General features: G+C 40.9%; 28 protein-coding genes. 11 read left to right on the plus strand and 17 right to left on the minus strand.

Features of this window, described 5'->3' with window-relative positions; all coding sequences use genetic code 11:
* Positions 1–44: 44 nt before the first annotated feature.
* From ACE1TH_RS16980 to speE, 3 genes are all read right to left on the minus strand, one after another.
* The gene (locus ACE1TH_RS16980) at positions 45–482 is read right to left on the minus strand and encodes a YwiB family protein (RefSeq protein WP_255224209.1); all 438 of its coding nucleotides are present in this window, start codon (positions 480–482) and stop codon (positions 45–47) included.
* A 127-nt stretch (positions 483–609) separates the two neighbouring features.
* Complete coding sequence (speB, locus tag ACE1TH_RS16985) at positions 610–1,488, minus strand: agmatinase (RefSeq protein WP_099304561.1); 879 nt, start codon at positions 1,486–1,488, stop codon at positions 610–612.
* 12 nt (positions 1,489–1,500) lie between these two features.
* A complete protein-coding gene (gene speE / locus ACE1TH_RS16990; RefSeq protein WP_099304563.1) occupies positions 1,501–2,328 on the minus strand; it encodes a spermidine synthase in 828 nt (275 codons plus the stop codon).
* Positions 2,329–2,454: 126 nt separating this feature from the next.
* On the opposite strand from speE, the gene ACE1TH_RS16995 reads away from it, so the two are divergent.
* Positions 2,455–4,578, plus strand: coding sequence for a transglycosylase domain-containing protein (locus ACE1TH_RS16995; protein ID WP_375079586.1), 2,124 nt, complete (start codon positions 2,455–2,457; stop codon positions 4,576–4,578).
* Between the two features lie 37 nt (positions 4,579–4,615).
* Here the strand turns inward: ACE1TH_RS16995 and ACE1TH_RS17000 are convergent, their stop codons facing one another.
* From ACE1TH_RS17000 to ACE1TH_RS17010, 3 genes are all read right to left on the minus strand, one after another.
* The gene (locus ACE1TH_RS17000; RefSeq protein ID WP_375079587.1) at positions 4,616–5,440 is read right to left on the minus strand and encodes a GNAT family N-acetyltransferase; all 825 of its coding nucleotides are present in this window, start codon (positions 5,438–5,440) and stop codon (positions 4,616–4,618) included.
* A gap of 77 nt (positions 5,441–5,517) precedes the next feature.
* On the minus strand, positions 5,518–6,231 hold the full coding sequence (locus tag ACE1TH_RS17005; RefSeq protein ID WP_255224211.1) for an ABC transporter permease: 714 nt from the start codon (positions 6,229–6,231) through the stop codon (positions 5,518–5,520).
* Complete coding sequence (locus tag ACE1TH_RS17010) at positions 6,228–7,076, minus strand: ABC transporter ATP-binding protein (protein ID WP_375079588.1); 849 nt, start codon at positions 7,074–7,076, stop codon at positions 6,228–6,230. Before ACE1TH_RS17010 ends, ACE1TH_RS17005 begins: the two co-directional genes overlap by 4 nt.
* Positions 7,077–7,763: 687 nt before the next feature.
* On the opposite strand from ACE1TH_RS17010, the gene pepF reads away from it, so the two are divergent.
* Positions 7,764–9,551, plus strand: coding sequence for an oligoendopeptidase F (pepF, locus tag ACE1TH_RS17015; RefSeq protein ID WP_375079589.1), 1,788 nt, complete (start codon positions 7,764–7,766; stop codon positions 9,549–9,551).
* Positions 9,552–9,664: 113 nt separating this feature from the next.
* Here pepF and ACE1TH_RS17020 read toward each other — a convergent pair whose 3' ends face one another.
* Entirely contained in the window at positions 9,665–10,210 is a 546-nt protein-coding gene (locus ACE1TH_RS17020; protein WP_375079590.1) for a YwhD family protein, read from the minus strand.
* Positions 10,211–10,452: 242 nt separating this feature from the next.
* Between ACE1TH_RS17020 and ACE1TH_RS17025 the strand changes: the two genes are divergently transcribed.
* The 3 genes from ACE1TH_RS17025 to ACE1TH_RS17035 are packed head-to-tail and all read left to right on the plus strand — an operon-like array spanning position 10,453 to position 12,477.
* On the plus strand, positions 10,453–11,562 hold the full coding sequence (locus ACE1TH_RS17025; RefSeq protein WP_375079591.1) for a processed acidic surface protein: 1,110 nt from the start codon (positions 10,453–10,455) through the stop codon (positions 11,560–11,562).
* 3 nt (positions 11,563–11,565) lie between these two features.
* The gene (locus tag ACE1TH_RS17030; RefSeq protein ID WP_375079592.1) at positions 11,566–12,237 is read left to right on the plus strand and encodes a class D sortase; all 672 of its coding nucleotides are present in this window, start codon (positions 11,566–11,568) and stop codon (positions 12,235–12,237) included.
* 30 nt (positions 12,238–12,267) lie between these two features.
* Positions 12,268–12,477 (plus strand): 2-hydroxymuconate tautomerase, encoded by a 210-nt coding sequence (locus tag ACE1TH_RS17035; protein ID WP_099304575.1) that lies wholly within the window; start codon positions 12,268–12,270, stop codon positions 12,475–12,477.
* Positions 12,478–12,498: 21 nt separating this feature from the next.
* On the opposite strand, the gene ACE1TH_RS17040 is transcribed toward ACE1TH_RS17035, so the two are convergent.
* The 4 genes from ACE1TH_RS17040 to ACE1TH_RS17055 all read right to left on the minus strand — a co-directional run bounded on the left by ACE1TH_RS17040 (position 12,499) and on the right by ACE1TH_RS17055 (position 15,948).
* Positions 12,499–12,684: a hypothetical protein gene (locus ACE1TH_RS17040; protein WP_099304576.1), complete on the minus strand. Its 186-nt coding sequence runs from the start codon at positions 12,682–12,684 to the stop codon at positions 12,499–12,501.
* A gap of 103 nt (positions 12,685–12,787) precedes the next feature.
* On the minus strand, positions 12,788–13,291 hold the full coding sequence (locus ACE1TH_RS17045) for a hypothetical protein (protein ID WP_099304577.1): 504 nt from the start codon (positions 13,289–13,291) through the stop codon (positions 12,788–12,790).
* A gap of 11 nt (positions 13,292–13,302) precedes the next feature.
* Positions 13,303–14,583: an HD domain-containing protein gene (locus ACE1TH_RS17050; RefSeq protein ID WP_099304579.1), complete on the minus strand. Its 1,281-nt coding sequence runs from the start codon at positions 14,581–14,583 to the stop codon at positions 13,303–13,305.
* Positions 14,584–14,706: 123 nt separating this feature from the next.
* A complete protein-coding gene (locus ACE1TH_RS17055; protein WP_255224215.1) occupies positions 14,707–15,948 on the minus strand; it encodes a dicarboxylate/amino acid:cation symporter in 1,242 nt (413 codons plus the stop codon).
* A 188-nt stretch (positions 15,949–16,136) separates the two neighbouring features.
* On the opposite strand from ACE1TH_RS17055, the gene ACE1TH_RS17060 reads away from it, so the two are divergent.
* Positions 16,137–16,973, plus strand: coding sequence for a lipoate--protein ligase family protein (locus ACE1TH_RS17060; protein ID WP_099304581.1), 837 nt, complete (start codon positions 16,137–16,139; stop codon positions 16,971–16,973).
* A 35-nt stretch (positions 16,974–17,008) separates the two neighbouring features.
* On the opposite strand, the gene pta is transcribed toward ACE1TH_RS17060, so the two are convergent.
* On the minus strand, positions 17,009–18,004 hold the full coding sequence (pta, locus tag ACE1TH_RS17065) for a phosphate acetyltransferase (protein ID WP_099304583.1): 996 nt from the start codon (positions 18,002–18,004) through the stop codon (positions 17,009–17,011).
* A gap of 188 nt (positions 18,005–18,192) precedes the next feature.
* On the opposite strand from pta, the gene ACE1TH_RS17070 reads away from it, so the two are divergent.
* Both ACE1TH_RS17070 and hemQ read left to right on the plus strand, forming a co-directional pair.
* Entirely contained in the window at positions 18,193–18,942 is a 750-nt protein-coding gene (locus ACE1TH_RS17070) for an enoyl-CoA hydratase/isomerase family protein (RefSeq protein ID WP_099304584.1), read from the plus strand.
* A 72-nt stretch (positions 18,943–19,014) separates the two neighbouring features.
* Positions 19,015–19,764, plus strand: a complete 750-nt coding sequence (gene hemQ, locus ACE1TH_RS17075) for a hydrogen peroxide-dependent heme synthase (protein WP_099304585.1) — start codon at positions 19,015–19,017, stop codon at positions 19,762–19,764.
* Between the two features lie 39 nt (positions 19,765–19,803).
* Here the strand turns inward: hemQ and yidC are convergent, their stop codons facing one another.
* The 4 genes from yidC to ACE1TH_RS17095 all read right to left on the minus strand — a co-directional run bounded on the left by yidC (position 19,804) and on the right by ACE1TH_RS17095 (position 23,131).
* Complete coding sequence (yidC, locus tag ACE1TH_RS17080) at positions 19,804–20,598, minus strand: membrane protein insertase YidC (protein WP_255224218.1); 795 nt, start codon at positions 20,596–20,598, stop codon at positions 19,804–19,806.
* A gap of 42 nt (positions 20,599–20,640) precedes the next feature.
* The gene (locus ACE1TH_RS17085; protein ID WP_255224219.1) at positions 20,641–20,901 is read right to left on the minus strand and encodes a hypothetical protein; all 261 of its coding nucleotides are present in this window, start codon (positions 20,899–20,901) and stop codon (positions 20,641–20,643) included.
* 84 nt (positions 20,902–20,985) lie between these two features.
* Entirely contained in the window at positions 20,986–22,236 is a 1,251-nt protein-coding gene (locus ACE1TH_RS17090) for an ABC transporter permease (protein WP_375079593.1), read from the minus strand.
* Positions 22,229–23,131 (minus strand): ABC transporter ATP-binding protein, encoded by a 903-nt coding sequence (locus tag ACE1TH_RS17095; protein WP_375079594.1) that lies wholly within the window; start codon positions 23,129–23,131, stop codon positions 22,229–22,231. Before ACE1TH_RS17095 ends, ACE1TH_RS17090 begins: the two co-directional genes overlap by 8 nt.
* Positions 23,132–23,478: 347 nt before the next feature.
* Here ACE1TH_RS17095 and ACE1TH_RS17100 point away from each other — a divergent pair, with 347 nt between their 5' ends.
* Complete coding sequence (locus ACE1TH_RS17100; protein ID WP_099304592.1) at positions 23,479–23,910, plus strand: cell wall hydrolase; 432 nt, start codon at positions 23,479–23,481, stop codon at positions 23,908–23,910.
* Between the two features lie 21 nt (positions 23,911–23,931).
* A complete protein-coding gene (gerQ, locus tag ACE1TH_RS17105) occupies positions 23,932–24,420 on the plus strand; it encodes a spore coat protein GerQ (protein WP_099304593.1) in 489 nt (162 codons plus the stop codon).
* A 98-nt stretch (positions 24,421–24,518) separates the two neighbouring features.
* Here the strand turns inward: gerQ and ACE1TH_RS17110 are convergent, their stop codons facing one another.
* A complete protein-coding gene (locus ACE1TH_RS17110; protein ID WP_099304595.1) occupies positions 24,519–24,893 on the minus strand; it encodes a DUF423 domain-containing protein in 375 nt (124 codons plus the stop codon).
* A gap of 110 nt (positions 24,894–25,003) precedes the next feature.
* Between ACE1TH_RS17110 and ACE1TH_RS17115 the strand changes: the two genes are divergently transcribed.
* Complete coding sequence (locus ACE1TH_RS17115; RefSeq protein ID WP_099304596.1) at positions 25,004–25,609, plus strand: GNAT family N-acetyltransferase; 606 nt, start codon at positions 25,004–25,006, stop codon at positions 25,607–25,609.
* Positions 25,610–25,621 lie beyond the last annotated feature (12 nt).

A 25,621-nucleotide genomic window follows, 5' to 3' on the forward strand; every position in this document is an offset into this window, starting at 1 on the left:
AAAGAAAAGGCAAGGGAACGAACCCTCGCTTCCTCGCCTCGCGTTTATTCTTCTTTTCGCTCAATGCCAATGCGAATCTCATGCTCACCAGTTGATTGTCCCTGTAAAAAGAAATGGTAGCGCACATAGATTTTCCCTTTAGACTTGTTCGCTTTAGGAAGTTGAACAAACAGCGTTTCCGTCATCGCTTTTGTTTCCCACGAAGCCTCAGGCGTCACATAGCGGCCGAGCGTTTCTTGCTTAGAGGCAAAACTTTGACGCATGATAATGGCGCCTTGACGGATGAGCATCAATTCCTCACCATCCCATTTCATGGTCGAATAGACATCTTGTCCATGGGTATGCGCTTCTTTAAAGCGTAAATAAGAGGCGTTATTTTTTATATAAAAATCGCCTTCTGTTACAAAAGAGAAGGAGTCAGGTTGCTGACCTTCTAAATATGTCATGGTTTGAAAAGAGATCTGAACTTTCCTCTTCATCATTTGTTCATTCCATTCTATTATTCATACAATCATTACTTCCTTCTCCATTTTACTGCGTTTATATACGTCTTGCAATCGAATCGCGTTTCCAATTCATGAAAAAACAGATGTCCTGTACGTGGAAACTCTACCGTTTATTTACCCAACCTAATAGCATTTCACGAACAAACTTACTAGCAGCGATCGTCGTCTGCTCGCTTGGATCGTATGCCGGAGCTACCTCAACTAAATCAGCTCCAACAATATTCAAGTCAGCATTTGCTAAATGGATTTGTGCTTCCAACAACTCTTTTGACGTAATGCCGCCTGCTTCAGCCGTTCCAGTTCCAGGAGCAAACGCAGGGTCAAGCACATCAATATCAATTGTCACATACACATTTCGCCCTTTTAGCTTAGGAAGTACGCGCTTCAGGGGCTCGACCACATCAAACTTAAATAAATTCATGCCTGACTCTTTCGCATATGCGAACTCTTCACGCATACCAGAACGAATGCCAAATGAATACACATTTTCCGGACCAATAAGCCCGCATGCTTTACGAATCGGGGTAGAATGAGATAACACTTCTCCTTCATACTCTTCACGCAAATCAGCGTGAGCATCAATGTGAATAATCGCCAAGTCTGGATACTTCCGATACATCGCTTTAAAAATTGGCCATGACAACAAATGCTCCCCACCTAACCCAAGAGGAAATTTGCCATCGTTTAACAAACCTTCTACATAGTCTTCAACCATGTCTAAGCTCTTCGCAGCATTTCCAAATGGAAGCGGCATATCCCCTGCATCAAAATACGACACTTCTTCTAGATGCTTGTCTGCATACGGGCTATACTCTTCTAAACCGAGGGAAGATTCACGAATGCGCGCAGGACCAAAGCGAGAGCCTGGACGAAACGACACAGTCCAGTCCATCGGCATGCCGTAAATCACCGCATCCGCTTCCTCGTAAGTTGCACGACTCATAATAAACACTTTTCCGGAGTAAGACTCATCAAAACGCATGTTGTTCTCTCCTTACTTCAATAAATCTTGAACGAATTTTGGTAGTACAAATGCAGCATTATGAATGTCTTTTGTATAATACTTTGTATCAAGTTCGTGGAAACGAGACGCTTCCACATTTAATGGATCATGTTTCTTTGATCCAATTGTAAACGTCCACATGCCACTTGGATAAGTTGGAATGTTACATGTGTACAGTCGCGTAATTGGAAAGATTTCTTTTACGTCTTTATAAACATTGGTAATTAACTCTTGATGGAACCAAGGGTTATCCGTTTGCGCTACAAAAATCCCGTCTTCCTTTAACGCTTTTGAAATGCCTTCGTAAAAGCCACGTTCAAATAACTTTGCTGCTGGACCAACAGGTTCCGTAGAATCTACCATGATCACATCGTATTCATTCTCTGATTTCGCAATATGCATAAAGCCGTCATCTACTTGGACATCAACACGCTCATCCTCTAGCGCAGATGCAATCGTCGGCAAATATTTCTTCGAGTACTCAATCACTTTTCCATCAATATCAACAAGAGTTGCTTTTTCGACAGAAGGATGCTTAATAACTTCACGGATTGCACCGCCGTCTCCTCCGCCTACAACAAGAACATGCTTAGGGTTTGGATGCGTAAACAAAGGCACATGCGTCACCATTTCATGATAAACGAACTCGTCTTTTTCAGTCGTCATGACCATGCCATCAAGTAAAAGCATGTTCCCAAATTCTTCTGTTTCTACCATATCAAGCTGCTGAAAAGGTGTTTTTTCCGTGTGCAGCGTTCGCTTTATTTTCATTGTAATCCCAAAACGTTCTGTTTGTTTTTCTGTAAACCAAAATTCCACAATCGTCACCTCTTTAATTTAAACCACTCATACATAGTTTTATATGCTAAGAGCAAGTATAGCGGATAGGGACGGAATTGCAACTCTTGTTTAAAAATCTGCTTTTTTTTCCAAACTAGAAAAGAGATGAAAAACGAAAGGGTGAGCAAAGTGATTCCAGCAACAAGAGGACGAAATAAGCGCGTAAAGCAACTAAAATGGCTAGCGAAATTCACATTTCTAGCATTCATGTGCGTAATCATTAGCATCATTGCTCTCTTATCCTATACAAGAATGCAAGGTCCTCCTCCGATGGAGCTCGCTTTCCCGACTCAATTCTTCGCAAACGATGGATCCATGATTGACAGTGAGGAAGCAGGCCAGAACCGAACATCTGTCTCATTAGAGGAAATGTCTCCCTATCTTGTAGATGCCACAATCGCCATTGAAGACCGAAAATTCTTCTCTCATTATGGCTTTGACATCAAACGAATTGGAGGAGCCATCTTAGCGAATGTCCAGTCTGGTTCAAAAGAACAAGGGGCTAGTACCATTACACAACAGTATGCACGTAACCTCTATCTCTCTCATGAAAAAACGTATTTGCGTAAATGGAATGAACTTCTTTATGCACTTCGTCTTGAGATGAACTTTTCAAAAGAAGAGATTTTAGAAGGCTATTTAAATACGATTTACTATGGACACGGGAATTATGGAATTGAAGCCGCTTCGATGCACTTTTTTGGAAAGCCTGCAAAGAACCTTTCCTTAGCAGAAGCGACTATGATTGCAGGCGTACCAAAAGGGCCAAGCTACTATTCACCCCTTAACGACCTTGACCGAGCTACCTCTCGCCAGCACACCATTTTAACAAGCATGGTGGAGGCAGGAGCGATTACAGAGCAAGAAGCCGACCAAGCAAAGCAAGAGAAATTACATTTCGTTGACCAGCAAGCACCAGAAGCTCAAGAAGTAGCCCCTTATTTTCAAGACCATGTAAAGGCTTTAATGAAGAAACAAGCATCCTTAACGGAGGAACAAGTAAAAGCAGGTGGATTAAGCGTGCAGACGACGCTTGATCCAAAGCTTCAGCAACAAGCAGAAGAATTAATCGAACAACATATGCCAGAAAACGAGTTACAAGTAGCGCTCGTTGCGATCGATCCGCGAACAAATGAAGTAAAAGCACTTGTTGGCGGAAAGGACTACGAAGACAGTGCATACAACCGCGCCACCCAGTCGAAGCGACATCCTGGTTCGACGATGAAGCCGTTCCTTTATTACGCGGCACTGGAAAATGGTTTTACACCTATGACCACTTTTTTAAGTGAACCGACTTCCTTTACATTTGATGAAGGTCGAGAAAAATACGAACCAAGTAACTATAACGACATTTACGCCAATGATTATATTACGATGCTTGAAGCGATTTCGTATTCAGACAATATCTTCGCTGTCAAAACGCATCTTTCCATTGGCGAAGAGCAGCTCGTTCAAGTTGCAGAGTCAGTCGGGTTAGGAACATTAAAGCAACTGCCGTCTCTTGCACTTGGCGCTCAACCCGTGTCCATTTTAGATATGGCAAATGCCTATACAGCATTAGCTAACGGTGGAAAAATGAAGGAGCCAGTATTTATTAAAAGCGTGGCGGACGGAGAAGGCACAAACGTCTTTGAACAAACCGAAGAACAGAAACAAGTTCTTCGAGCGGATACTACGTTCATTTTGACGGATATGATGCAAGGGGTTTTTGAGCCTGAACTAAATAGCTATACGTCCGTTACAGGCGGAAGTGTTTCGAAAAAGTTATCCCATCCAACAGCAGGTAAATCCGGCTCGACTCCGAGAGACAGCTGGATGATTGGCTACACCCCTCAACTTGTCACAGTTGTGTGGACAGGATACGACGAAAAAACAGACATCAACCAATTTACAGAGGGACAAGTAGCAAAACGAATTTGGGCAGATTTTATGCAGCAGGCGATGGAAGATGAATTAACCCTTCCATTTACGCGCCCTTCAGGTGTTGTGATGAAAACGGTAGATCCTCATACTGGTTTGCTTTCAAATGAGGCTTGTCCGGGTGGAAGACCAACTGCCTTCTTAATGGGAACCGAACCACTAGAATCTTGTAGCGAACCTGAAGAAACAGAACCAAATGAAAAGGAAACAAAGCCAGATGACGGTCTTTTTCGTCGCTTCTTCCGCTGGATTGGTGGAAATGAAGAAGAAAGCGAGCACTGGCAACCTCGTGAAACCGAGGAGCGTTAAAAAAAAGAGTATGGAACCGAATCAGTCCATACTCTTTTTACGCTTCATATTTATAGTAGGCTTGCGCACCTTCAACCGTAAAGCCACATTTTTTATATAAGGAGAGAGCCTGCTCGTTTTCTGTGACAACGTCGAGCCATACAACTTTTCCGTTGCTCACCTCTCGATGGACGACATCCGTTAATACTGCTCGTCCAAACCCTTTCCCCCGTTCTTCTTTCTGTAGAACAAACCCATAGATCCAGCTTTCTTGCTTTCGCTGTTCCAGCCGCAGTTTTCCAACACTCTGTCCGTTTACTTCGATCATATATGTCCCGTTTGCGACCTCGGCGGTGGTAGGAAGATCTTCAACTGTGAGCGTTAAACCAAATCCCTCTTTATCCAAGCAAAATATAGTTTCAAGATCTTTTGATACGGCAGGACGAATACGAACGCCTTCCTTTGTATAAGGCATTGGAATCTCTCGACAAACCATTTGATGCTCTGTGAACTGATGTGTGGCGCCAATTGCCTGACAGAATCCTTTGCCGCTAGTAGATTGATCCGGGCAGTTAATAAGAAAAGGCGCCGCCTGCTGATGCCAATCGCTGTACGCTTGATCAAGCAACCTCTTTGCGATCCCTCTACGCCGATTTTCTGGCTCTACTAAACAAATACTTTCAACTTTTTTTCCAAACTGATAGATCGCTAAGTAACCGAGCAAGTCACCTTTTTCATTATAATGAAAGTAGTCTTCTGTTACTGCTTCTGAGCGATCTTTTTGCGCTAGCATCCCCCAATTCATCTTCAGCTTAATCTGTTCTTCTTGCTCAATGATTTGCTGCAGCGTATGGATGGCTTTTCTTTGTTCTGGGCCGAGCATCCTTTTCACCACCTTTTTCTTCAGTATAGCATACAAAACAATATTTATTTTTTAAAAATTTTTAAAACTTAACAGTATTAATCATACGCATTTTTTCGATAGGCGATATACGTAATCACAAGAGTGGCAAGTAGCCAAATAAACAAGACAAGCCAGTTCATGGCGCTTGTTGCCGACCAACCTTCGTTCATCATAGAAATTATTAGCTCTGAATAGACAACAGGTGCTATTCCCTGGGAAATGGTTTCAATAAAAGCAAAATCTAAGCCCGCTGTTAAAAGCGGAAACATGCTTAATAAGAGAATAATCGGCAACCCGAGTCCCGATGCAGATGAAACGTTTTTACTAACTAACCCAACAAATGTGCCTAAAAGAAGAAAAATGATAAACATCGGAATAGACAGCACGATCACTTGCAGCATATCTGCTGGAGACAGTTCAAAGATAAGCAACGCAATAACCGTAGCAACAAACGTAAAGAGTGTGGCTACTCCAGCCTTTCCAATCAACACTTCATATGGTTTAGCTGGGGTAAGCATCAGCATTCTTAGCGTATTTTTTTCCTTCTCTTCTGCGATCATCATTGACTGCGTTACACCTGCACTCATTCCAAAGACGATTAACAGGAGTGCTGGTGTGAAAAAAGCGAGGCTTTCCGCATCCATAATTGTTCGATAAAACACGGCAAGACCTAAAGGGATTATCGGCATGAGCCAAACATTTAAATTGCGCATCCCATCCTTTGTATCTTTTAAGAAAATACCTGTCATTCGTTTTAACGCTAAACTCATGTGAGTCGCCCCCCTGTAAGCTTAATAAAAATTTCTCCAAGCGTCGGTTCTTGCGAATGAATCGTATCGATCGATTGCTCCCGCATTAAAGATGCAAGAATTTCAGCGTCGGCTTCATTTTGACTAAGCGTGTGCACATCTCCACCTGCGTGAACCAAGATCTTCTTCTCACTATGGGCTAATCGTAAATTTCTCGGGGTATCGATCGTTGCAATCTCTCCCTCATGCAAAAACGCCACTCGGTCACACAACGTTTCGGCTTCTTCCATATTGTGTGTTGTAATAAAAATAGTCGTTCCATTTTCGTTTAATTGCTTTAACGCTGTATGAACATGAGCCGTTGTTGCCGGATCAAGTGCTGAAGTTGGCTCATCTAAAAACAAGACTTCCGGCTCGTGAAGCAAAGCTCGCGCCAGCATTACCCGTTGTTTCATTCCTTTAGATAGGTTTTTCGCAATGGTTTTTTTCTCATTTTCTAATTGAACCGCTTGAAGCACGTTGTTTATCTGCTCCTCCTTCTCATCAATGGAAAAGAGGGAAGCAAATAAGTTTAAATTATCGTACACAGTCAAGCGCTCGTACAGTGCACTATTGTCCGTCATGATTCCAATTACAGACATCCACTCACTTGATTCTACATTTACTTTTGCCCCATAAGCATGAACGGTCCCTGCGGACGGTTTGATTTGCCCTGTTAACAATTTAAGCATGGTTGTTTTTCCTGATCCACTCGGGCCAAGCAGTCCAAATATTTCTCCTTTTTGGATGGGCAAATCTACTTCGTTTAACGCTTTTTTGTCTCCATATACTTTTGACACATTCGTTAATTCTAGAATGGATGTCATCTAGCCACCTACTCTCGTTTTCTTACGTAAAGTGTACATAGACTGGTACGCTTTCGCAGTATTTTTCCGATGAAGAGCATCTTTTTGCCGTTATCTGGCGATATGGTTTGCTGAGTGGCACTTAAACGCCACTACAGGAACGCGTTTTTTCGAGATAACTGAAGAAAAAAAGAGAGTTAATCATCGTTCGCTATTCTTAGTTATGTCATTCCATTAATTGAATCAATTTCATCATAACGTTTTAAAGAGAGTTTAACGACGATCGTTGATAAAGTCATAGTAAAGGTCCTTGATAATTACCTTTGACATTGGCGACGACTCCCACGGGAATAGCACGTGTTTGAAGACATCGGAGCGAGATTTTACGCGAAAATGGCTGAGACCGTGCCCGGGGAAAGCGTTCGACAAATAAGGTGAATGTTCATTTTTATGACAAAATGTAGGAGTTATGAAATTGATTAGATTATAGAAAAATATAAATATTCTTTTAATAATTGTTACTCGTACACAAAACCGTTGCTTCACATGCCCGTTCCCTAATGGTTTAGCCCCGTCACCTCCTCCTTTATTTAGTTTAGCAGACCTTTCCTAAAAAAAGGATAACGAAAAAGCAAATTGAAACATAATTCTCTTTTCGCGTGCTACACTAGAACGAATACGCATTACTCCATTAGAAAGGGTGTAACCATGACAACTTACTCATCTCGTAAAGAAGTGCCTGACCACGAAAAATGGGATTTAACCGATTTATTTCAGAACGAACAAGAATGGCAAACAAAGCTAGAAGAATGCGAATCCATTTGCGATGAGTTACAAACGTATAATGGTGCGATCCACAATGGTTCTGACCTTTTGGCGTACTTAAAAAAGCAAGAGGAGCTTTCACTTCATCTTAGAAAAGTGTTTGCGTACACGATGTTTTTAACTGATATTGATACACGTGATTCCCACGCTCAAAAGTTAAGTGGTCGTACAACAAAATTAGGCGTAAAAGTAAGCGAGTCAACGGCTTTCTTCATGCCATTTCTCTTAAGTTTAGATGAAGATACGCTTCAATCCTACTTAAAAGAAGAAAAGGAACTGGAATACTTTGAAGATGAATTATGGAAATCGTTCCGCTTTAAAGACCACGTTCTTTCCAAAGAAAAAGAAGAGCTTTTATCCCAATTAAGCGAATCATTTCAAGCTCCTGGGGCGACGTTCAATATGCTAAATAATGCGGATATTCAGTTTGGCGAAGTAACAAACGAAGACGGCGAAAAGGTGCAGTTAACAAGAGGCATGTACGCGAAGTTGATTGAAGATGAAGATCGCGAAAAACGTAAAGAAGCGTATAAAGCATATTACAAACCTTACGTGGAGCTTAATAATACGATCGCGACTACACTTGGTGCAGAAATTAAAACCAATGCGGCGATGGCTAAAGTTCGAAATTATGAATCCGCCTTGCAAAAAGCGCTTTTTGCTGATGACATTGACCCAACCGTCTATGATCAATTAATTGAAGCCGCACGAACTCATATTAAGCCACTTCATGAATACAGTCGATTAAGAAAAGAGAAACTTGGTGTTGATGAGCTTCGTCAATACGATTTAAATGCTTCAATCGTGCCTGGTATCAAAGCTGAAATTCCTTATGAAGAGGCATATGCTACAATGATTGATGCGCTCCAACCATTAGGTGACGATTACATCGAACGACTCAAAGAATTTAAAGATAAGCGCTATATTGATGTACGCGAAACACCAGCCAAACGCTCGGGTGCCTACAATATGGGGGTTTACGGTGTTCATCCATTTGTTCTTTTAAATCACCATGACGACCTGAACAGCTTGTTTACCCTTGTCCATGAAATGGGGCACGCGCTCCATAGTCATTATTCAAGTAAACACCAACCACAAATTACAGCGAACTACCGTATTTTTGTGGCAGAAGTAGCTTCAACCGTAAATGAGGTATTGTTAATCAACCATTTACTTAAAGAAACATCCGATGAGAAAATGCGTGCATACTTGCTCAATCACTTTATTGAGCAATTCCGTGGGACATTTTTTACACAAGTAATGTTCGCTGACTTTGAAAAACAAACCCACGAAAAAGCAGAAAAAGGCGAAGCTCTAAATGCGGAAAGTTTAAACGAGTTATATGAAGAATTATTCCGCCTTTACAATGGCCCAGACATCGTCTTTGATGACGAAGTAAAATATGGCTGGTCCCGCATTCCTCATTTCTACCGTGCCTTTTATGTGTATCAATACGCAACTGGATTTGCGTCTGCCATCCAAATTGCCACAAACATCTTAGACGGTGACCAAGAAGTGTTGGATTCGTACCTTGAATTCTTAAAGAGCGGTAGTTCTGCGGAACCACTTGACTTACTTAAAGCAACAGGCGTTGATCTAACAACACCTGAGCCAATTGAAGCGGCAATGAAAAAATTCGCCGAACTTGTTGATGAACTGAAAAAACTATAAAAAAACAGCCGAGGGGTATCGTACACCCTCGGCTGCTTTTTTGTCCTAGCCATCTTAGCGTAAAACAATCTGTTAAAAAGAACAATAGCTCGAATCTTAATGTCACAATTTGTTCAAACTTTTAACGCTTCATGAAGCGTTGTTGATTCGTTCCAAATATCCTCACTATGCGCCTTCAAAAAATCAGCCAATACTTTACGTGATGGCTCATCCATCTTTTCCACAGATACTTTTCCTTTTAATGCTTTATCCATCTGATTTACATGCTCAGGCATACTCTTATACCCGCGCTTTGCAGCTTTATTAACCGTCATATAGCAAGCGCCAATCCCACTGTAATATGGCTTCTTATCTTTTGTATCAATGGTTATCCAAATCAACCAATACCGCTTCATTCCTTCTGTTGGAACATCTTCCAATGTTGGAATAAACTTCACACGTTTTTCCACATCAGCACGTGCATGTAGTGCGCCCATATCAACAAACGCTTCCTGTTCGTCAATATTAATAAATAAAGGCGTCATATGATCTAAATTTATCAAGCCAGCGCCGTAACCGCCGTGGCCATCGGTAGAATCAGATTCGTTGCTAAGAATCGTAAAGTTCGAAGACTTTTTCGCCTTCTTTAAATTATTATTATTGAGCAAATCCACAATCATCCGCCCTCTCTAAGATTCAACTTTGATCTTTTCATTGTATCATAAGTTGTTTTCAAGATCAGCTTTCGAAACCACCTCTACCAAATAAGAGGATTTGGAAGCATTTTGTCGTATTTTAGCGTATACAGCACCTAATTCTAAAATTTTTCTAAAATCTTCGTTTTTTTGCAGACAAATGAATGAATTTAGCTATATACTAAATCTTGCAAGAAAAAAATTACAATTGAATACAGGGGGAACACATGAAACGATTACTGTCCTTATCACTTATTTTCACTTTGATTTTTGCGCTTGTTGCACCGAATCTTAGTTTTGCCCATTCGTTAGATCAGGACGAGCTTAACGAATACTTAGAGTACATAGAAATGACGGAAGAAGAGCTTGAAATTTATTTAAACGATCGTTGGCAATCTGCTTTAGATGAATTTGGATCGGTTGAAGAGCTAGAGGCTTGGTTAGGTGATTTACTAACTGAAGAAGATTACTACGCTTTACTCGATGAATTTGGCATTACTGAAGAAGAATTCCTTGCTTTATTAGAAGAACTAATGGTCACGATGGATTATTTTATTTTCTATGATGACTTGTTTTACTTTTTATTTGATTACGTTGAATACCCAATGTATCCAGATGATTATGTTGATTTATCAGGATATCTAACGCAGTTCAGTTTAAGTGAGAAAGAATTTTACAACTTGGTTATGCATTTCCTGGATGTAAGAGAGTCAAACCCTCACTTATCAGAAGAACTAACTGCACTAAAAGACCGTGGATTTGCTTTCCGTGATGGAGAGTTCGAATCGATTACTGAATTAAATGCACAAGAAATTGCTGAACTTTTCGCAATTGGAGAAAAAGCAATTGACTTACTTAATTTAAACCCACAATACTTTGTTGATAGAGCTGGACAAGATAAACAACCTGTCGATTTAGCTGCTCTCGCAAAATCTGGAATTGAAAAAGAATACAAATTGCTTGTGGAATTATACAATGAATCTGGCGAATTCTTAGCTGATTTCTACATCACACCTGAAATGTTCAATTCGCATTTTGTGAAAAACATTCTTGAAGAAGTCGATGAAATCGGGAAAGTCGTTGAAGAAACAGTGAACGAAACACCAGTAGCAGTTGAAAAGCCATCAAAAGAAGCACCTACATCTGACGGCTCTGGTTCAAACGCGCCTCCATCTGGTACAACTAACACTTCAACTGAAAAATTAACAAAAACCGTAGATGGTGCGAAAATGCCTAAGACATCAAGCTACTACCCGCTTTATGCATTACTCGGTTTAGGGTTAATGGCTTCTGGCTTGTTCGTTTTCCGCCGTTTAATGAAAAAAGAGGCAGTATAAATTATGGCTCGCGCAAAAAAGCGAAACGTGAAAAAGATCGTGTTATCGGTCTTTGCTGTTGTACTCATCGCTTTTGGTGCTTATCTTACAACGACTACAGGGTTTAAAATTTTACATGGCTATGCCCTTTTTAAGATGATGCCAGAGGAAGAGAAATTGGTCGCTTACAACCTTTCAGGAAAAGGGGAAAGCGACCAAGTCCTTGCCTCAACCGTTAACCCTGAAGTGAGTGAGTGGCAACCAGCGATAGGTGAAGTAATGGGCAAGTTAACGATTCCAGCCATGGATTCAAGCTGGCCCATTATCCACGGCACTGGTGACGATGAGCTTGACCGGGGTGTTGGCCATTTTGACGGGAGCGTCCTTCCTGGAGAAAATGACAATAGCGTCTTATCTGGTCACAACAATACGGTGTTTCACCACCTTGGTGATGTTGGTGAAGGAGACGAGATTATCGTTGAAACGAAGAGCGGCGTGTTCACATACGAAGTGCATACCGTTCGCATTGTCGATGAAGATGATCGCACGGTCATTGTTTCTACAGATGATGCGCAATTAACAGTAACGACTTGTTATCCATTCCATGTCGTCGGCTTTGCGCCTGAGCGTTATGTCCTCGTTGCTGACTTAGTGGATTCACAGTTTAACCAATCTTTGGCGCTTTTTAGTGAATAAAACAAAACTCCTTTCTGGTATACTCAAAGTATGCTACTTGAAAGGAGTTTTTTTATGCCAATTGTTACCGTTCAAATGCTTGAAGGTCGTAGCGATGATCAAAAACGAGCACTTGTGGAAAAAGTAACCGCAGCCGTTTCAGAAACAATCGATGCACCAAAAGAACGCATCTCTGTTGTCATTGATGAAATGAAACCAACAAACTTTGGTGTTGCTGGAATTAGACAAAGCGATAAATAATAGCAAAAGGAGCGTTCTTTTTTAAGAACACTCCTTTTTTTGATGCCCACCTTTATGGTGTTTGCGGATATATTGTGCTATAAAAAACCAATTGAGCAGGATAGCGGCAACAACGACTACCCCCATCATTGGTGATGCTAAAAATAAGATTAGAATCAACGGTATGCCAACAGCGAACATAAGAAGCATTAATGTAAAGCTGAGCAAAATTGGCGCCACCTTTCTTCTCTTGTCGTGATGTTCTAATGCTCATAGTGTATACAATAAGGCGCGCCACAACTACAAAACTGCTGTAAAATAAAATGTAAGACTATGAACCTTCATAGGAGACTTGTCGTTCCCGTAGCATCATTAAATGGGTTTCTGCATGGAGCCATTCTTGATTGGAATAACGTGAATTAAGCTGAGGATCACGCACTCCCTCGCTCTCCATTTGTTTTTGAAAATAAAGTAGCGCCGCCATTTGTTCAAGTATCGATAAAGGTTGGCTATTCAAATCCTTGTAAACGTCTGTAAACTCGTCAAGCTCTTCTCTTACTAAAAGCTTATGTAGAAACGTTTCCCCTTGCTCCGTTAGCATATACACAATGTCTCTGTCATCCCGCTCTTCTTTTAGAAACTGGAGATTACATAATTCTTCAAGACGCACAAATAAGTCCTCAGAATACGGCCCTAAGCGATGATATCGGTATTTCTCCGCAAATGGCGCCCCAAATGATTTGGCTATATAAATGATTTTTTGTAGCTTTTTATGTTCAATCGTTTTCTCGCATAATGAAAAAAGTTTTAGCACCTGCACATGATTGGAAAGCAAGCTACCCCTCCTTACATTTGTTTAAGAATAGATTCAATTTGTTGTCTCGGCTTTTCATCTAAAGATGCGATAAGATCTGCTGGATAATAAAGCTTGTGATCCGTTCGTTTTTTCCCAGAAATGGATTCAACCACGTCAGATTGACTGGATAACTCTTTTAATTGACCATCTTTCACTAATAATTGAATCGGCACTCGCTGTTCTTCGCCAGGCCTGTACACATCATAAGGCAAATCGGAAGAGGAATCCATCTCCAAATAATAATCCGCTTCAATGCCTGCTTCCCAAAACAATTCTTGCAAGGCCATAATATCCGTTAAGCGCTCATTCGGATGGCATTCTACATATGCAAACAAGCGACGATTTAAGAAACGTTGACATAGATCTTTCAAGATCGAGTCGTCTTCATCCTGCCAACACTGAAAATAAAACTGCATCACGGATTCATCTAATTTTAAATAATCTTGAATTGTCGTTGTTCCCGAAAAGATCGCTTTAAAATGATGAGGTGGCTGTTTAAACGCATAGCCGTTCTCATGCAATACTTTTACCCGCTTTAAAATCTTGCTTAAGATGACTTCAGAACTTCGCGTTACTGGATGAAAATAGACCTGCCAGTACATTTGATAGCGACTCATAATATAATCCTCTACCGCGTGCATCCCGCTGGCTTTCACCACGACTTGATCCTCCATCGGTCTCATCACTCGTAAAATTCGCTCCAAGTCAAACTGTCCATAGCTCACGCCCGTGTAATACGCATCTCGCAGTAAATAATCCATTCGATCTGCATCAATTTGACTTGATATCATGCTTGTCACAAGTTTATTAGCGGACGTTTTTTCAATAACTGCCGCTACTTCTTTTGGAAAAGCTGGATCCATTCGACGTAAAACGGCATTTACCTCAGTATCACCAAGGATAATAAACCTTGTCCACTCTTCATGATCGGTATCGAAGACTTTTTCAAACGAATGGGAGAACGGACCATGCCCTATATCGTGCAGCAATGCCGCACTAAGCGCGAGAAGACGATCCTCGTTGTTCCACATCGGTTTATCCGTAAAATTCGTTATAAGCCTCCTCATGATCTCATACACGCCTAGTGAATGGTTAAAGCGCGAATGCTCTGCACCATGAAACGTTAACGACGTAGTTCCTAATTGACGGACTCTGCGCAACCGTTGAAATTCCGTTGTCCCTATTAGATCCCAGATTAATTGATCCTGTACGTGGATGTAGCGATGAACAGGATCTTTAAAAACCTTTTCTTCTTGCAACTTCGCAGACATGTTCTCCCCCCTTTTCTATCATTCATATTATACGATCTCTCTTCTTTGAAGAAAAGAGCTGAGTCTAAGTACGAAAAAAGAACCTTCATAAGTGAACGTCCACTTATAAAGGTTCTTCGTTGTTTAGGAATTAGCCGGAATGTCGCCACGCTTTTTCTCATTTCGATCAACAATAACCGCTAAGGCAGCGTCACCTGTAATATTAACTGCGGTTCTCATCATATCAAGAAGACGATCAATACCGATAATTAAACCGATCGCGTCTGGTGGTAACCCAACTGTTGTCAGAACCATGGCGAGCATGATCATACCTACTCCTGGTACACCCGCTGTGCCAATACTTGCTAATGTTGCCGTTAAGACGATCATAAGCATTTGCATAAGCGTCAAATCAACGCCATACACTTGCGCAATAAAAACGGTTGCTACAGCCTGCATAATACCTGTACCGTCCATATTAATCGTCGCACCAAGCGGCTGCACGAAGCCAGACACTTGTTTCGAAACCCCTAAGTTCTCTTGTGCAGATTTCATAGAAAGTGGCAAGACTGCGTTTGAGCTTGATAAGCTGAATGCCATCGTCATAGCTGGCGCAAAGCCTTTAAAAAACTTAACTGGACTCATTTTCCCTAAGAAGTATACGATTAATCCGTACACAACAAATAAGTGGAAGACAAGTACCCCCGCTACAGTTAAGAAGTAAGAAAGAAGGGATCCAACAGCTTCCCATCCTGCTTCACCAAGAGCAGACGCAATTAACGCAAACGCACCAATTGGTGCAAATGCCATAACGAATGTAACGATTTTCATCATAATGTCATTTGCTTGTGTAAAGAAAATTTTAACCGTTTCCACTTTTTTGCCGAGCATCGCCATAGCAAGTCCGACAAACAAAGCAAACGTAATAATTTGTAGCATATTCATATCAGCCATAGAAGCAATTGGATTCTCAGGGAAAATGTTAATGAGTGTTTCCATAATCGGAACAGATTCCGCCGGCTGATAGTCTTCTGCAATTCCTTCACCTAGCAAACCTGGTGACCCAGGTTGAACGATCTGTGCTGCAACAATTCCAACTGTTAAGGATATAGCGGATGTCGCTAGAAAGAAAATAACCGTTTGTATTCCCATTCGGCCAAGTTGTTTTGGACTTCCTAAATCGGAAATACCAACAACAAGTGAAAAGAATACAAGCGGAACAACAACCATCATAATTAAACGTAAAAAGATCGTACCTGCAGGGTCTAAAATGTATTGATTTAACGTGTTAAAAACATCTTGTGAAATAATCGGCAGGACAAGACCTAAAATAGCCCCTAATAATAAACCGAGTAATATGTTTCTTGTTAGCTTATTGTTGTTCATTCAGTTTCCCCCAAACCCAATTTGATAATTTCTTATAATTCTCTTATTTTTTTCTTCTTTACACTTCTTTTTTTTGAATCGCCTACGTTTGTAAAACTTTTTTCAGTATAACGGCAGAAATCAAAATACGCAACTTCCTTTTTATAGGCTAGGCCTTTCCATGTTATACTAAGGTGCGTAAGAAAGGAATGATTCGTTTGATTAAACCCTCACCATTTCAGGCTTTAAACGCTAAATGGAGACTGATCGATAACAGTAAAAATTACCTATCAGAGAGCGCCTTGAAATCGTTTGCTTTTGACGATACCCTATGTCAATTAGCTGGAAAAACAGACCAACCATCTCTGCGTTTTTGGGTTCATGACCGCACCATTGTTTTAGGAACTCAAGATACCCGTTTAGATCATATTCATGATGCGATTACTATACTAGAAAAGAATAATTACCGTGTCATCGTGCGAAATTCAGGCGGACTAGCTGTTTTATTAGATAACGGCGTTTTAAATCTTTCCCTTATCTTTCCTGGAGAAACCACTTCTTCCATTGATGGTGGGTACGAGCGCATGGTTGCGTTTATACGAGCGATGTTTCCACTAGCAAAAATTGATACAGGAGAAATTGTCGGCTCCTACTGTCCTGGTAGCTACGATTTAAGTATTGATGGAAAGAAATTCGCCGGCATCTCTCAACGACGAATTCGTGGCGGGATTGCTGTGCAAATTTATTTGTGCATTACAGGCAGTGGTTCAGAACGAGCACAGGTTGTTCGAGACATGTACAGCCACGCTGTAAAAGAACCGAATCCGAAATTTACTGCACCTGACGTAACACCAACGGTTATGGCGTCCTTAAATGAACTTCTGGATGAAACCTTTACCGTTGAACAAATCGTTGAAAAAGCAAAACAAACTGCTCAATTGTTTGATATTACTCTGAACGAGCAAGCTTTTTCTGCTGATGAAGCGCTTTTATTCGATACACAACTAGAACGGGTGATTGAGCGGCATAATCGCTGTTTAAACTAAAAAAAGCTTTCGGTTCGATGACCGAAAGCTTTTCATTACGCTTTTTGCGTTTCTTTTTGGGTAATGGCTTGCATCGCTGTAATTAAGCTAAGCTTATAGACATCGTCCACATTACAACCACGAGATAAGTCATTCACCGGCTTATTTAAACCTTGTAAAATCGGCCCGATTGCATCATAGCCACCGAGTCTTTGCGCAATTTTATAGCCAAGATTTCCTGATTCTAAGCTCGGAAAAATAAATACATTTGCTTCACCTTTAAGCGGCGATTCAGGCGCTTTTTTCTGAGCTACTGCAGGCACAAACGCAGCGTCAAACTGGAATTCACCGTCAATAACAAGGTCTGGGCGACTCTCTTGTGCAAGTTTCGTCGCAGCAGAAACTTTTTGTGTTTCTTGTGAAGACGCAGAACCAAGAGTTGAGAATGAAAGCATCGCTACTTTCGGATCAATCCCAAATAATTTTGCGGTATCTGCTGTCGCTGTCGCAATTTCTGCCAACTCTTCTTCATTTGGAGAAATGTTAATCGCACAGTCACCGAAGACAAATTTCTTATCTTCTTTTACCATTACAAACACACCAGAAGTACGCTTAATACCAGGCTCTGTTTTAATAATTTGTAATGCCGGGCGAACGGTATCGCCAGTAGAATGGGCAGCACCACTGACAAGACCGTCAGCTTTTTCCATATACACAAGCATCGTTCCAAAGTAATTAACGTCCATCAGAAGTTCACGCGCCTGTTCTTCAGTCGCTTTTCCTTTACGTCTTTCAACAAAGGACGCCACCATTTCATCTAGGTGCGCATACGTCTTAGGATCATAAATTGTTACATCATCAATCTTTACATTTATTTTATCTGCAAGAGACGTAATTTCGTCTGGATTTCCAATCACAATCGGGTCAACGACTTGATCTGTAGCAAGCTTCACCGCGGCTTCAAGCACACGCTCGTCGTTTCCTTCTGGTAATACGATACTTGGCTTATGAGACCCTACCTGCTGTTTGATATCAGCAAATAAATCACTCACTGTAAATAACCTCCTTCAGTTATCATTCTTCCTCTATTTTAGGATACCCTGCTTTAGAAAAAAAGGAAACAGCCTCGCATAAAGCGTTAATTTTAAAAATTGACACATTGATTACGCTTACATTAAAATTAAAGGGTTTTCACCTATTTTTAGCGAAAGATGTAGAAAACCATTTTTAGGAGGCTTTTATGAGTGACCAACTAGTAAGACTAGATATTAAGAACAACATTGCTACGATCACTTTAAACCGACCAAACGTAAAAAACGCATTAAACGATGCAGCTCATGAACAACTTTACGATGCTTTTGAAGAAGCGGATGAACGTACCGATGTTCGTGTAATTGTCTTAACAGGAAGCGGAGACGCTTTTTGTTCTGGAGCAGATTTAAAATCAATTGATATAAAGGATATGGAAAATTTTAATTATGGCCGCGCCTTGCGGGAAACGTACAATAAATTAATTACGCTTATGACGCATATTGGCAAACCAATCATTGCCCATATAAATGGAATTGCAGTAGGAGCTGGTCTTAGTATCGCATTGGCTTGTGACTATCGTGTAGCGAACAAAGAAGCCCTTTTCGGATTAGGATTTTTGAAAATTGGTCTTGTTCCGGATGCAGGAATGTCGTACTTCTTGCCACGATTAGTCGGATATCCAAAAGCGCTTGAACTAGCTGTAAAAGAAAATTTTTCGGCTGATGAGGCGCTTGCGATGGGACTCATTAACCGTATTGATCATGTCGAGGAGCTCATCCAAAAATGCTTAGCACTTCCACCAACTGCTTTTCGTTTAATGAAAAACAATTTTCGCGAGAGCTATGACCATCATTTAGCAGAGATTTTAGAAATGGAAGTGACGGCTCAGCGTGAAGCAGGTGAATCAAAAGAGCACCGGAAAGCTCTTGAATTTTTTGTGAATAAAGGCAAGCGATAGACGATCCATTTAAGAAATGGGTCCTCCTTATGGTATAGTGGATAGAGAGAAGATTGAAGGAGGATTTGTACGATGAACGAGGCAGCAAAAACCTTAGACGGTTGGTATGTATTGCATGATTTCCGCAAAATTGACTGGAGTTCATGGAAAAATGTCCCCGAGAACGAACGCGAAGGGATGATTGAAGAATTTACAGCGTTACTAAATAAATGGAACGACACCGAAGCAAATGGACAAGGTAGTCACGCTCTTTATTCAATCGTTGGCCAAAAAGCAGATTTAATGATTATGTTGCTGCGCCCGACGATGGAAGAGTTAAATGACATTGAACTCGCTTTGGACAAATCAGGGTTGGCAGACTTTACACTTCCGACGTATTCCTATGTCTCTGTTGTGGAGTTAAGTAACTACTTGGCAAAAGAGTCTGACGAGGATCCTTATCAAAATCCTTATGTTCGTTCACGCCTTTATCCAGAACTTCCAAAATGGAAGCATGTTTGTTTTTATCCGATGGATAAGCGCCGCGAAGGCGATGATAATTGGTACATGCTGCCGATGGAAAATCGGAAAGAACTTATGCGCAGTCACGGCATGATTGGTCGTAGCTATGCAGGCAAAGTGAAGCAAATCATTTCTGGCTCTGTCGGTTTCGATGATTGGGAGTGGGGCGTTACTCTGTTCTCAGACGACGTTCTACAGTTTAAAAAGCTTGTGTACGAAATGCGCTTTGATGAAGTATCTGCTCGCTATGGCGAGTTTGGCTCCTTTTACGTTGGAAACATTCTTACACAAGATGCGCTCTCCACTTATTTTCAAGTATAAGAAAAAAAGGTTCATCGCGAGTGGCGATGAACCTTTTCTTTATGCACGATCTTTTTGAACGTCTTCTTTATTCATGTTTGGTCGTACAATAATAAAGTACGTTTGAACAATCATAAAGATGTTACCAATTACCCAATATAGCGCAAGTGCTGAAGGTAATGTTAGACCTGCAATGATAATCATGACAGGTAAAATCCACAGCATGATGTTCATTGGGTTTGGCATTCCTTCACCTAGCGGGTTTGCAGGCATTTGGCTCATTGACATCTTAAATTGAATAAATGTCGTAATCCCGGCAATGAACGGTAAAACCGGGTCCATTTGTCCTAAATTAAACCACAAGAAGTCACTTTCCGGACCTTGTCCAATGGCTTCTGTACGCATAATCGCAAAGTAAAGCGCCATAACAATCGGAATCTGAACAAGTGCAGGTAAACATCCAGCCGCGGGATTTACTCCGTGCTTTTGATATAACCCAATCATTTCAGTTTGCACTTCACGTTGTTTCTCAGGATTGCCTTGTGCTTTTTTCATTCTCTCTTGAATTTCCTGCATTTCAGGACGTAATGCCTGCATCGCACGGGAACTCTTTTGCGATTTTAATGCTAGCGGCAAAATCAATAGACGGATAAGTATCGTAACAATGACAATTCCCCAACCAAAATGCCCACCAGTCAAATCAGAGAAAAACTGAATTAAAAATGACATCGGGTATACAAAAAATGAATTCCAAAAGCCTTCAGACTCAGCTGTAATAGGCTCGTCTATTCCACAGGCAGCCAGTACCACTGCCATAAAAAGCAAACTTGTTGTAAATAATATTTTTCTTTTCATATCTTTCTATATGTCCTCCTTTGTTGTCTCAATGCTGTTTCGTTAGACAACAAAGTTCAGGTCATCGTCATCTTGACAGCTCTTATCTCGGAAGTATGGTATCTTTGGACGTATACGAGTAGTTGTCGGTGAAAAAGGAATGTTGATCAATCTTCCAGTGTTTAGCGTTTTACGTTCTGGTCGCTTCATTTTAACGTGCATATGATGCAATTTAATGTTCTCATAAGCTAAACAAGCAATCACCGGTAGGAACAACCCTACAGAGATCCAAATAAACGAGAGTTCCAGAAAAATATCAATCATCCTCAATCACCTCCTCCGATACCTTTTCACAATATTTCCATCTTACCACACTCACTAAGCAAGAACAAATCCGTTTTCCAATGATTATTTTTCTTTTTTCGACATCGCCAATGCTTGTTTAATGTTCTTTTTAAATGACAATTTGCCATACATAAGAACGCCACCTTTATAGATTCGTGCAGCAAGCACATTAATGATAATAGCACTGACCACCATAATTCCAATTAAAATCGCAATTTCCACTGGTGCAATGGATCCTGCCCCTACTCGTAAAATTAACAATTGAGGAGTAAAGAAAGGAATATAGGAGGCCACATTTACAAATGTAGAATCTGGCGCATTTTGTCCAAAAGAAACGATAAAGAAACCAATTAAAGCTAAGAAAATAAGTGGTTGAACCGACTGATTCACTTCTTCTGTCCGACTTACGAGTGCTCCTAGCATGGCAGCAACACCACCAAAAATGAAGTAGCCTAGCACGACACACAGTAAGCCGTAACCGATCAAGGTTAGATCAATGAAATCTGACGATAAGAAATCCGTCACGTTATTGCCTGCAATGGTCATCCCAATTACAAAAGCAACTAAAAGGGTAACCAAGTTCACAACACCAGAAAGAGCAATTCCAGTAAGCTTACCAAACATTTGTACCACTGGATTCACGCTCGAAACGAGTAGCTCCATCACCCGTGATGATTTCTCTGTAGCCACTTCGGTTGCGATCATCGTACTAAATAATATAACAATAAAAAAGATAATGTACGTGATTGCAAAGACTGTAAAGTATGATGCCGCGCTTTCTTCTTCACTTTCAACTGCTTCGCCTTCCTCTAGCGAAAGTTGCTCGAAGCTAATTGGTTGATAAACGGCCGCTAGCTGTTCTTCATTAATATCTAATTCACTCGTAAGCACGCCTTCTTTTAAACGTTGGATTTGCTGTTCCACTTCCATCGCTGTGTTGTTTGAATCGCCATAAAATGATGCTTGTAGATCTTCGGTTGAACCTGTTAAGTGAACAACACCTTCGTATGTACCTTCCTCTGCTTCTTGAATGACGTCATCTAATGATTGACCGTCCATCAGTACAAATGTTGTCTCGTCTTCGGATTCATTTGGAGCTGTTAAACCTTGCGCAATGATGCCTGCGTCTTCACTTTCATCGACAACCGCAACTTCTGTTGGAGAATCGTCGTCCCCAGTAAATAAGTCAACAATCGTCGTGATATTCGTTAATCCAATAATGAGGATCATCATAAAAACAGTAGAGATGACAAAGGATTTCGTACGTATTTTTGAACTTAACGTATGAGATACAATCGTTCCAAAATTATTCATTTGCATCCCCTCCTACTTTATCAATAAAAATATCGTGCAGGCTCGGCTCTTCGACTTCAAATTTGCGAACAAACCCTTTTTGAGCGAGCACTTGAAAAATATCTTTCGCGGACTCTTCATTTTCTACTTGGATTTTTACTCCATTTTTTGTTTCTGTGTAATTCGAAACATGTTCATGCTCCTGTAAAAAACTCAAGTCATAATCAGCAGCAATTGAAACAGTCTTAATCCCATAGCTCCGCTTAATTTCTGTTAAATTTCCTTGGAGTACAGCTTTGCCTCGTTTAAGCATAATAATGTCTTCACACATTTCTTCTACGTTATTCATTTGATGACTTGAGAAGACAATTGTAGTACCTTGGTCCTGAATGTGGCGAACAGCTGCTTTTAACATATCAGAGTTCACCGGATCCAACCCACTGAATGGTTCATCTAATATAAGAAGTTCTGGTTTATGTAATACAGCCGCAATAAATTGTATCTTTTGTTGATTTCCTTTTGAAAGCTCTTCTACCTTTTTGTTTTCATATTCTGTTACTTTGAAACGCTCCAGCCAAGATTGCATTTCTTCAATAATCGCATTTTTCTTCATGCCTTTCAGCTTACCAAGGTAAATTAACTGCTCTTTTACAGTTAACTTGGGATAAAGCCCCCGCTCTTCCGGTAAATAACCAATTAAATTTGTGTATTTATAAGAAAGCTTTTTCCCGTTCCACGTAACGGTTCCATTTGTTGGATCTAATAAACCAATAATCATTCGAAACGTTGTTGTTTTACCCGCTCCATTGGCCCCTAACATACCGAACATCTGCCCTTTTTCTACACGTAACGAGATGCCGTCTACTGCGGTGTGCTGGCCAAACTGTTTTTCTACATGGTCAATAACTAATGTCATACGTTCTACATCCTCCCTTATAAAAAATATGTCTTGCGAACAGTTTAACTTTCTATTTTTTCCGCTTTGCGCTTTATACGCTCATTCTTTGTTACGGACAACAACCTGATTAGGTTTCAATGCCCGCTGTTTAAAAACCGACTCCTCTATTATGGGTGGCTTATCTATGAAAGTAAAATGATTTAGCGTTTTTTCTGAATGTTTATTTAGTTCTGCTTTTCATTCGTTATATTTTACGAAGAACGACATATTTGTCTTTCTTGGTTCATATGATGGAACGAACCTATGTGGTTTGATAAAACTTCCCATTACAAACGTAGTCAGACGATCTTTGGTGGAGGTGTTCAATGGCGGTTATTAAAGTGAATTCTGGTGATATCGATGTATTAGCGCGCTTAATGCGAGCTGAAGCAGAGGGAGAGGGAGAACTCGGGATGCTGTTGGCTGGCAACGTAATGGTCAATCGAACGAGGGTACGTTGTATGGATTTTGGCAACGTAAATACGATACCTGATATGGCCTTTCAGTCACCAGGCGGATTTGAAGCTGTTCAAAAAAGCTATTTTTATCAAAAAGCAAGAGAGCGAGACAGAAGGCTTGCGCGTCGGGTTGTCAGAGGTGAGCGCTTTAACCCAGGAGAATTTGCACTTTGGTTCTTTCGACCAGATGGACCATGTCCTGATCAGTGGTGGGGGCAATGGAATACGGGACGGTACAAAGCGCACTGTTTTTATCAACCGACAGCTGCAGAATGTGAAGAAGTCTTTAATACGTTTTAAAGTTAAAGAAGGAGTGATTGAATGTACCAGAATCAGTGGCAAAACCAGTCAGGAAATCAAGGATATGGACAGCATGAGCCGATGCAAGGTCAACCCATGCAAGGCCAACCAATGATGCAGCAATCTCCACAGGGTCAGGGCTATTTTTCTTCTCAAAACTATCAGACGCCAGGCTTTGCTCAACAGCAAACGCCTACGTCTGTTCAAGGTAGTGACACGAGTATGCTGCCAATCGAACAATCGTTTATTGAAAATATTTTGCGCTTAAATCGCGGAAAACTTGTGACTGTCCATCAAACCTTTGAAGGAAACAGCGAATGGAATGCTCGTGTATTTAGAGGTCGTATTGAAGAAGCCGGTCGAGACCATATTATTATTGGTAATCCTGAAACAGGAGAGTATTATCTATTGTTAATGGTGAACTTAGACTTTATCACATTTGATGAACCAATTGATTATACATACCAATACGGGTATGAACCGAGCTTATCACAGTATTCACCACGTTAATACAGACGTCAAAAAACCTTCATGAGGATATTCCTCCATGAAGGTTTTTATAACGACTTGAGTCAATTTTAAAAATGGCGCCCAGCCTCTATCTCTGTTTATACATAACGCATCGCAGCAATTCCAAGCAAGACCCAACCTACGATGAACGCAAGTCCACCAATTGGCGTAATTGCACCAAGCTTCGTGATGCCTGTAAGTGCCATCACGTACAAACTTCCAGAGAAAAGAACAATTCCGATAAGAAAAGCCCAACCTGCTCCATTCACCATCTGATTGGCTGTCATTTTTAAAGAAAGAATTCCGACAAATAGTAAACCTACGCCATGAATCATATGATATTGAACGCCGGTTTGATAATTTTTTAGCATTCGTTCACTAAGACGTCCTTCTAAGCCATGTGCTCCAAATGCGCCTATTGCTACTGAGAGCGCCATCACAATCGCTCCTATTAAAATAAAGATTCTACCCAACTTTATTCGCTCCTTTTTTAAACCAATCCATTTCTTATACAGATGGTGATTTTCGCATTTCACCAAAACCCATGCTATTATAGGGCTAAACGAGGAATGGAGGATTCATTATGATGCAAGTTCGTCCCTATACTTTAGCCGATTTTGATGGCCTATTACAAGTCCAAAAAGAAGCATTTCCACCTCCTTATCCAGAAGCGCAACTATGGAGTAAAGAGCAAATTGCCGCCCACATAGAAACCTTTGCGGAAGGCGCGCTCCTTGTCGAATACAATAAAATTATTGTTGGATCAGCGACTTCCTTGCTAACAAATGAAGCAGGCCACTCGCATACGTGGGAAGGCATTAGTGACAATGGATCGATCCGCCATACCCATGACCCAAACGGCAAAACGCTATACGGTATTGACCTTTGTGTTCGTCCGAATTATCGAAAGCTAGGAATCGCTCGGGCGCTATACGAAGCTCGAAAAACAACCGTACGCGACCTTGAGTTAGAACGTTATGCGGCCGGCAGCCGTATTCCCGGCTATCACCGCTATGCAGATCAACTCACTGTGGAAGCTTACGTAGAAGAAGTTCAAAATAGAAAGCTTAGTGACCCTGTTTTGACTTTCATGTTAAACCAAGGGCTTTCCGTTGTAAGAATTGAAAAAGACTACTTAGATGACGAGGAATCTCATCATTTCGGTGTCATTGTTGAATGGCGCCCATAAAAAAAACGAACC

Source organism: Shouchella sp. JSM 1781072 (assembly GCF_041949915.1).
Taxonomy (GTDB): domain Bacteria; phylum Bacillota; class Bacilli; order Bacillales; family Bacillaceae_D; genus Shouchella.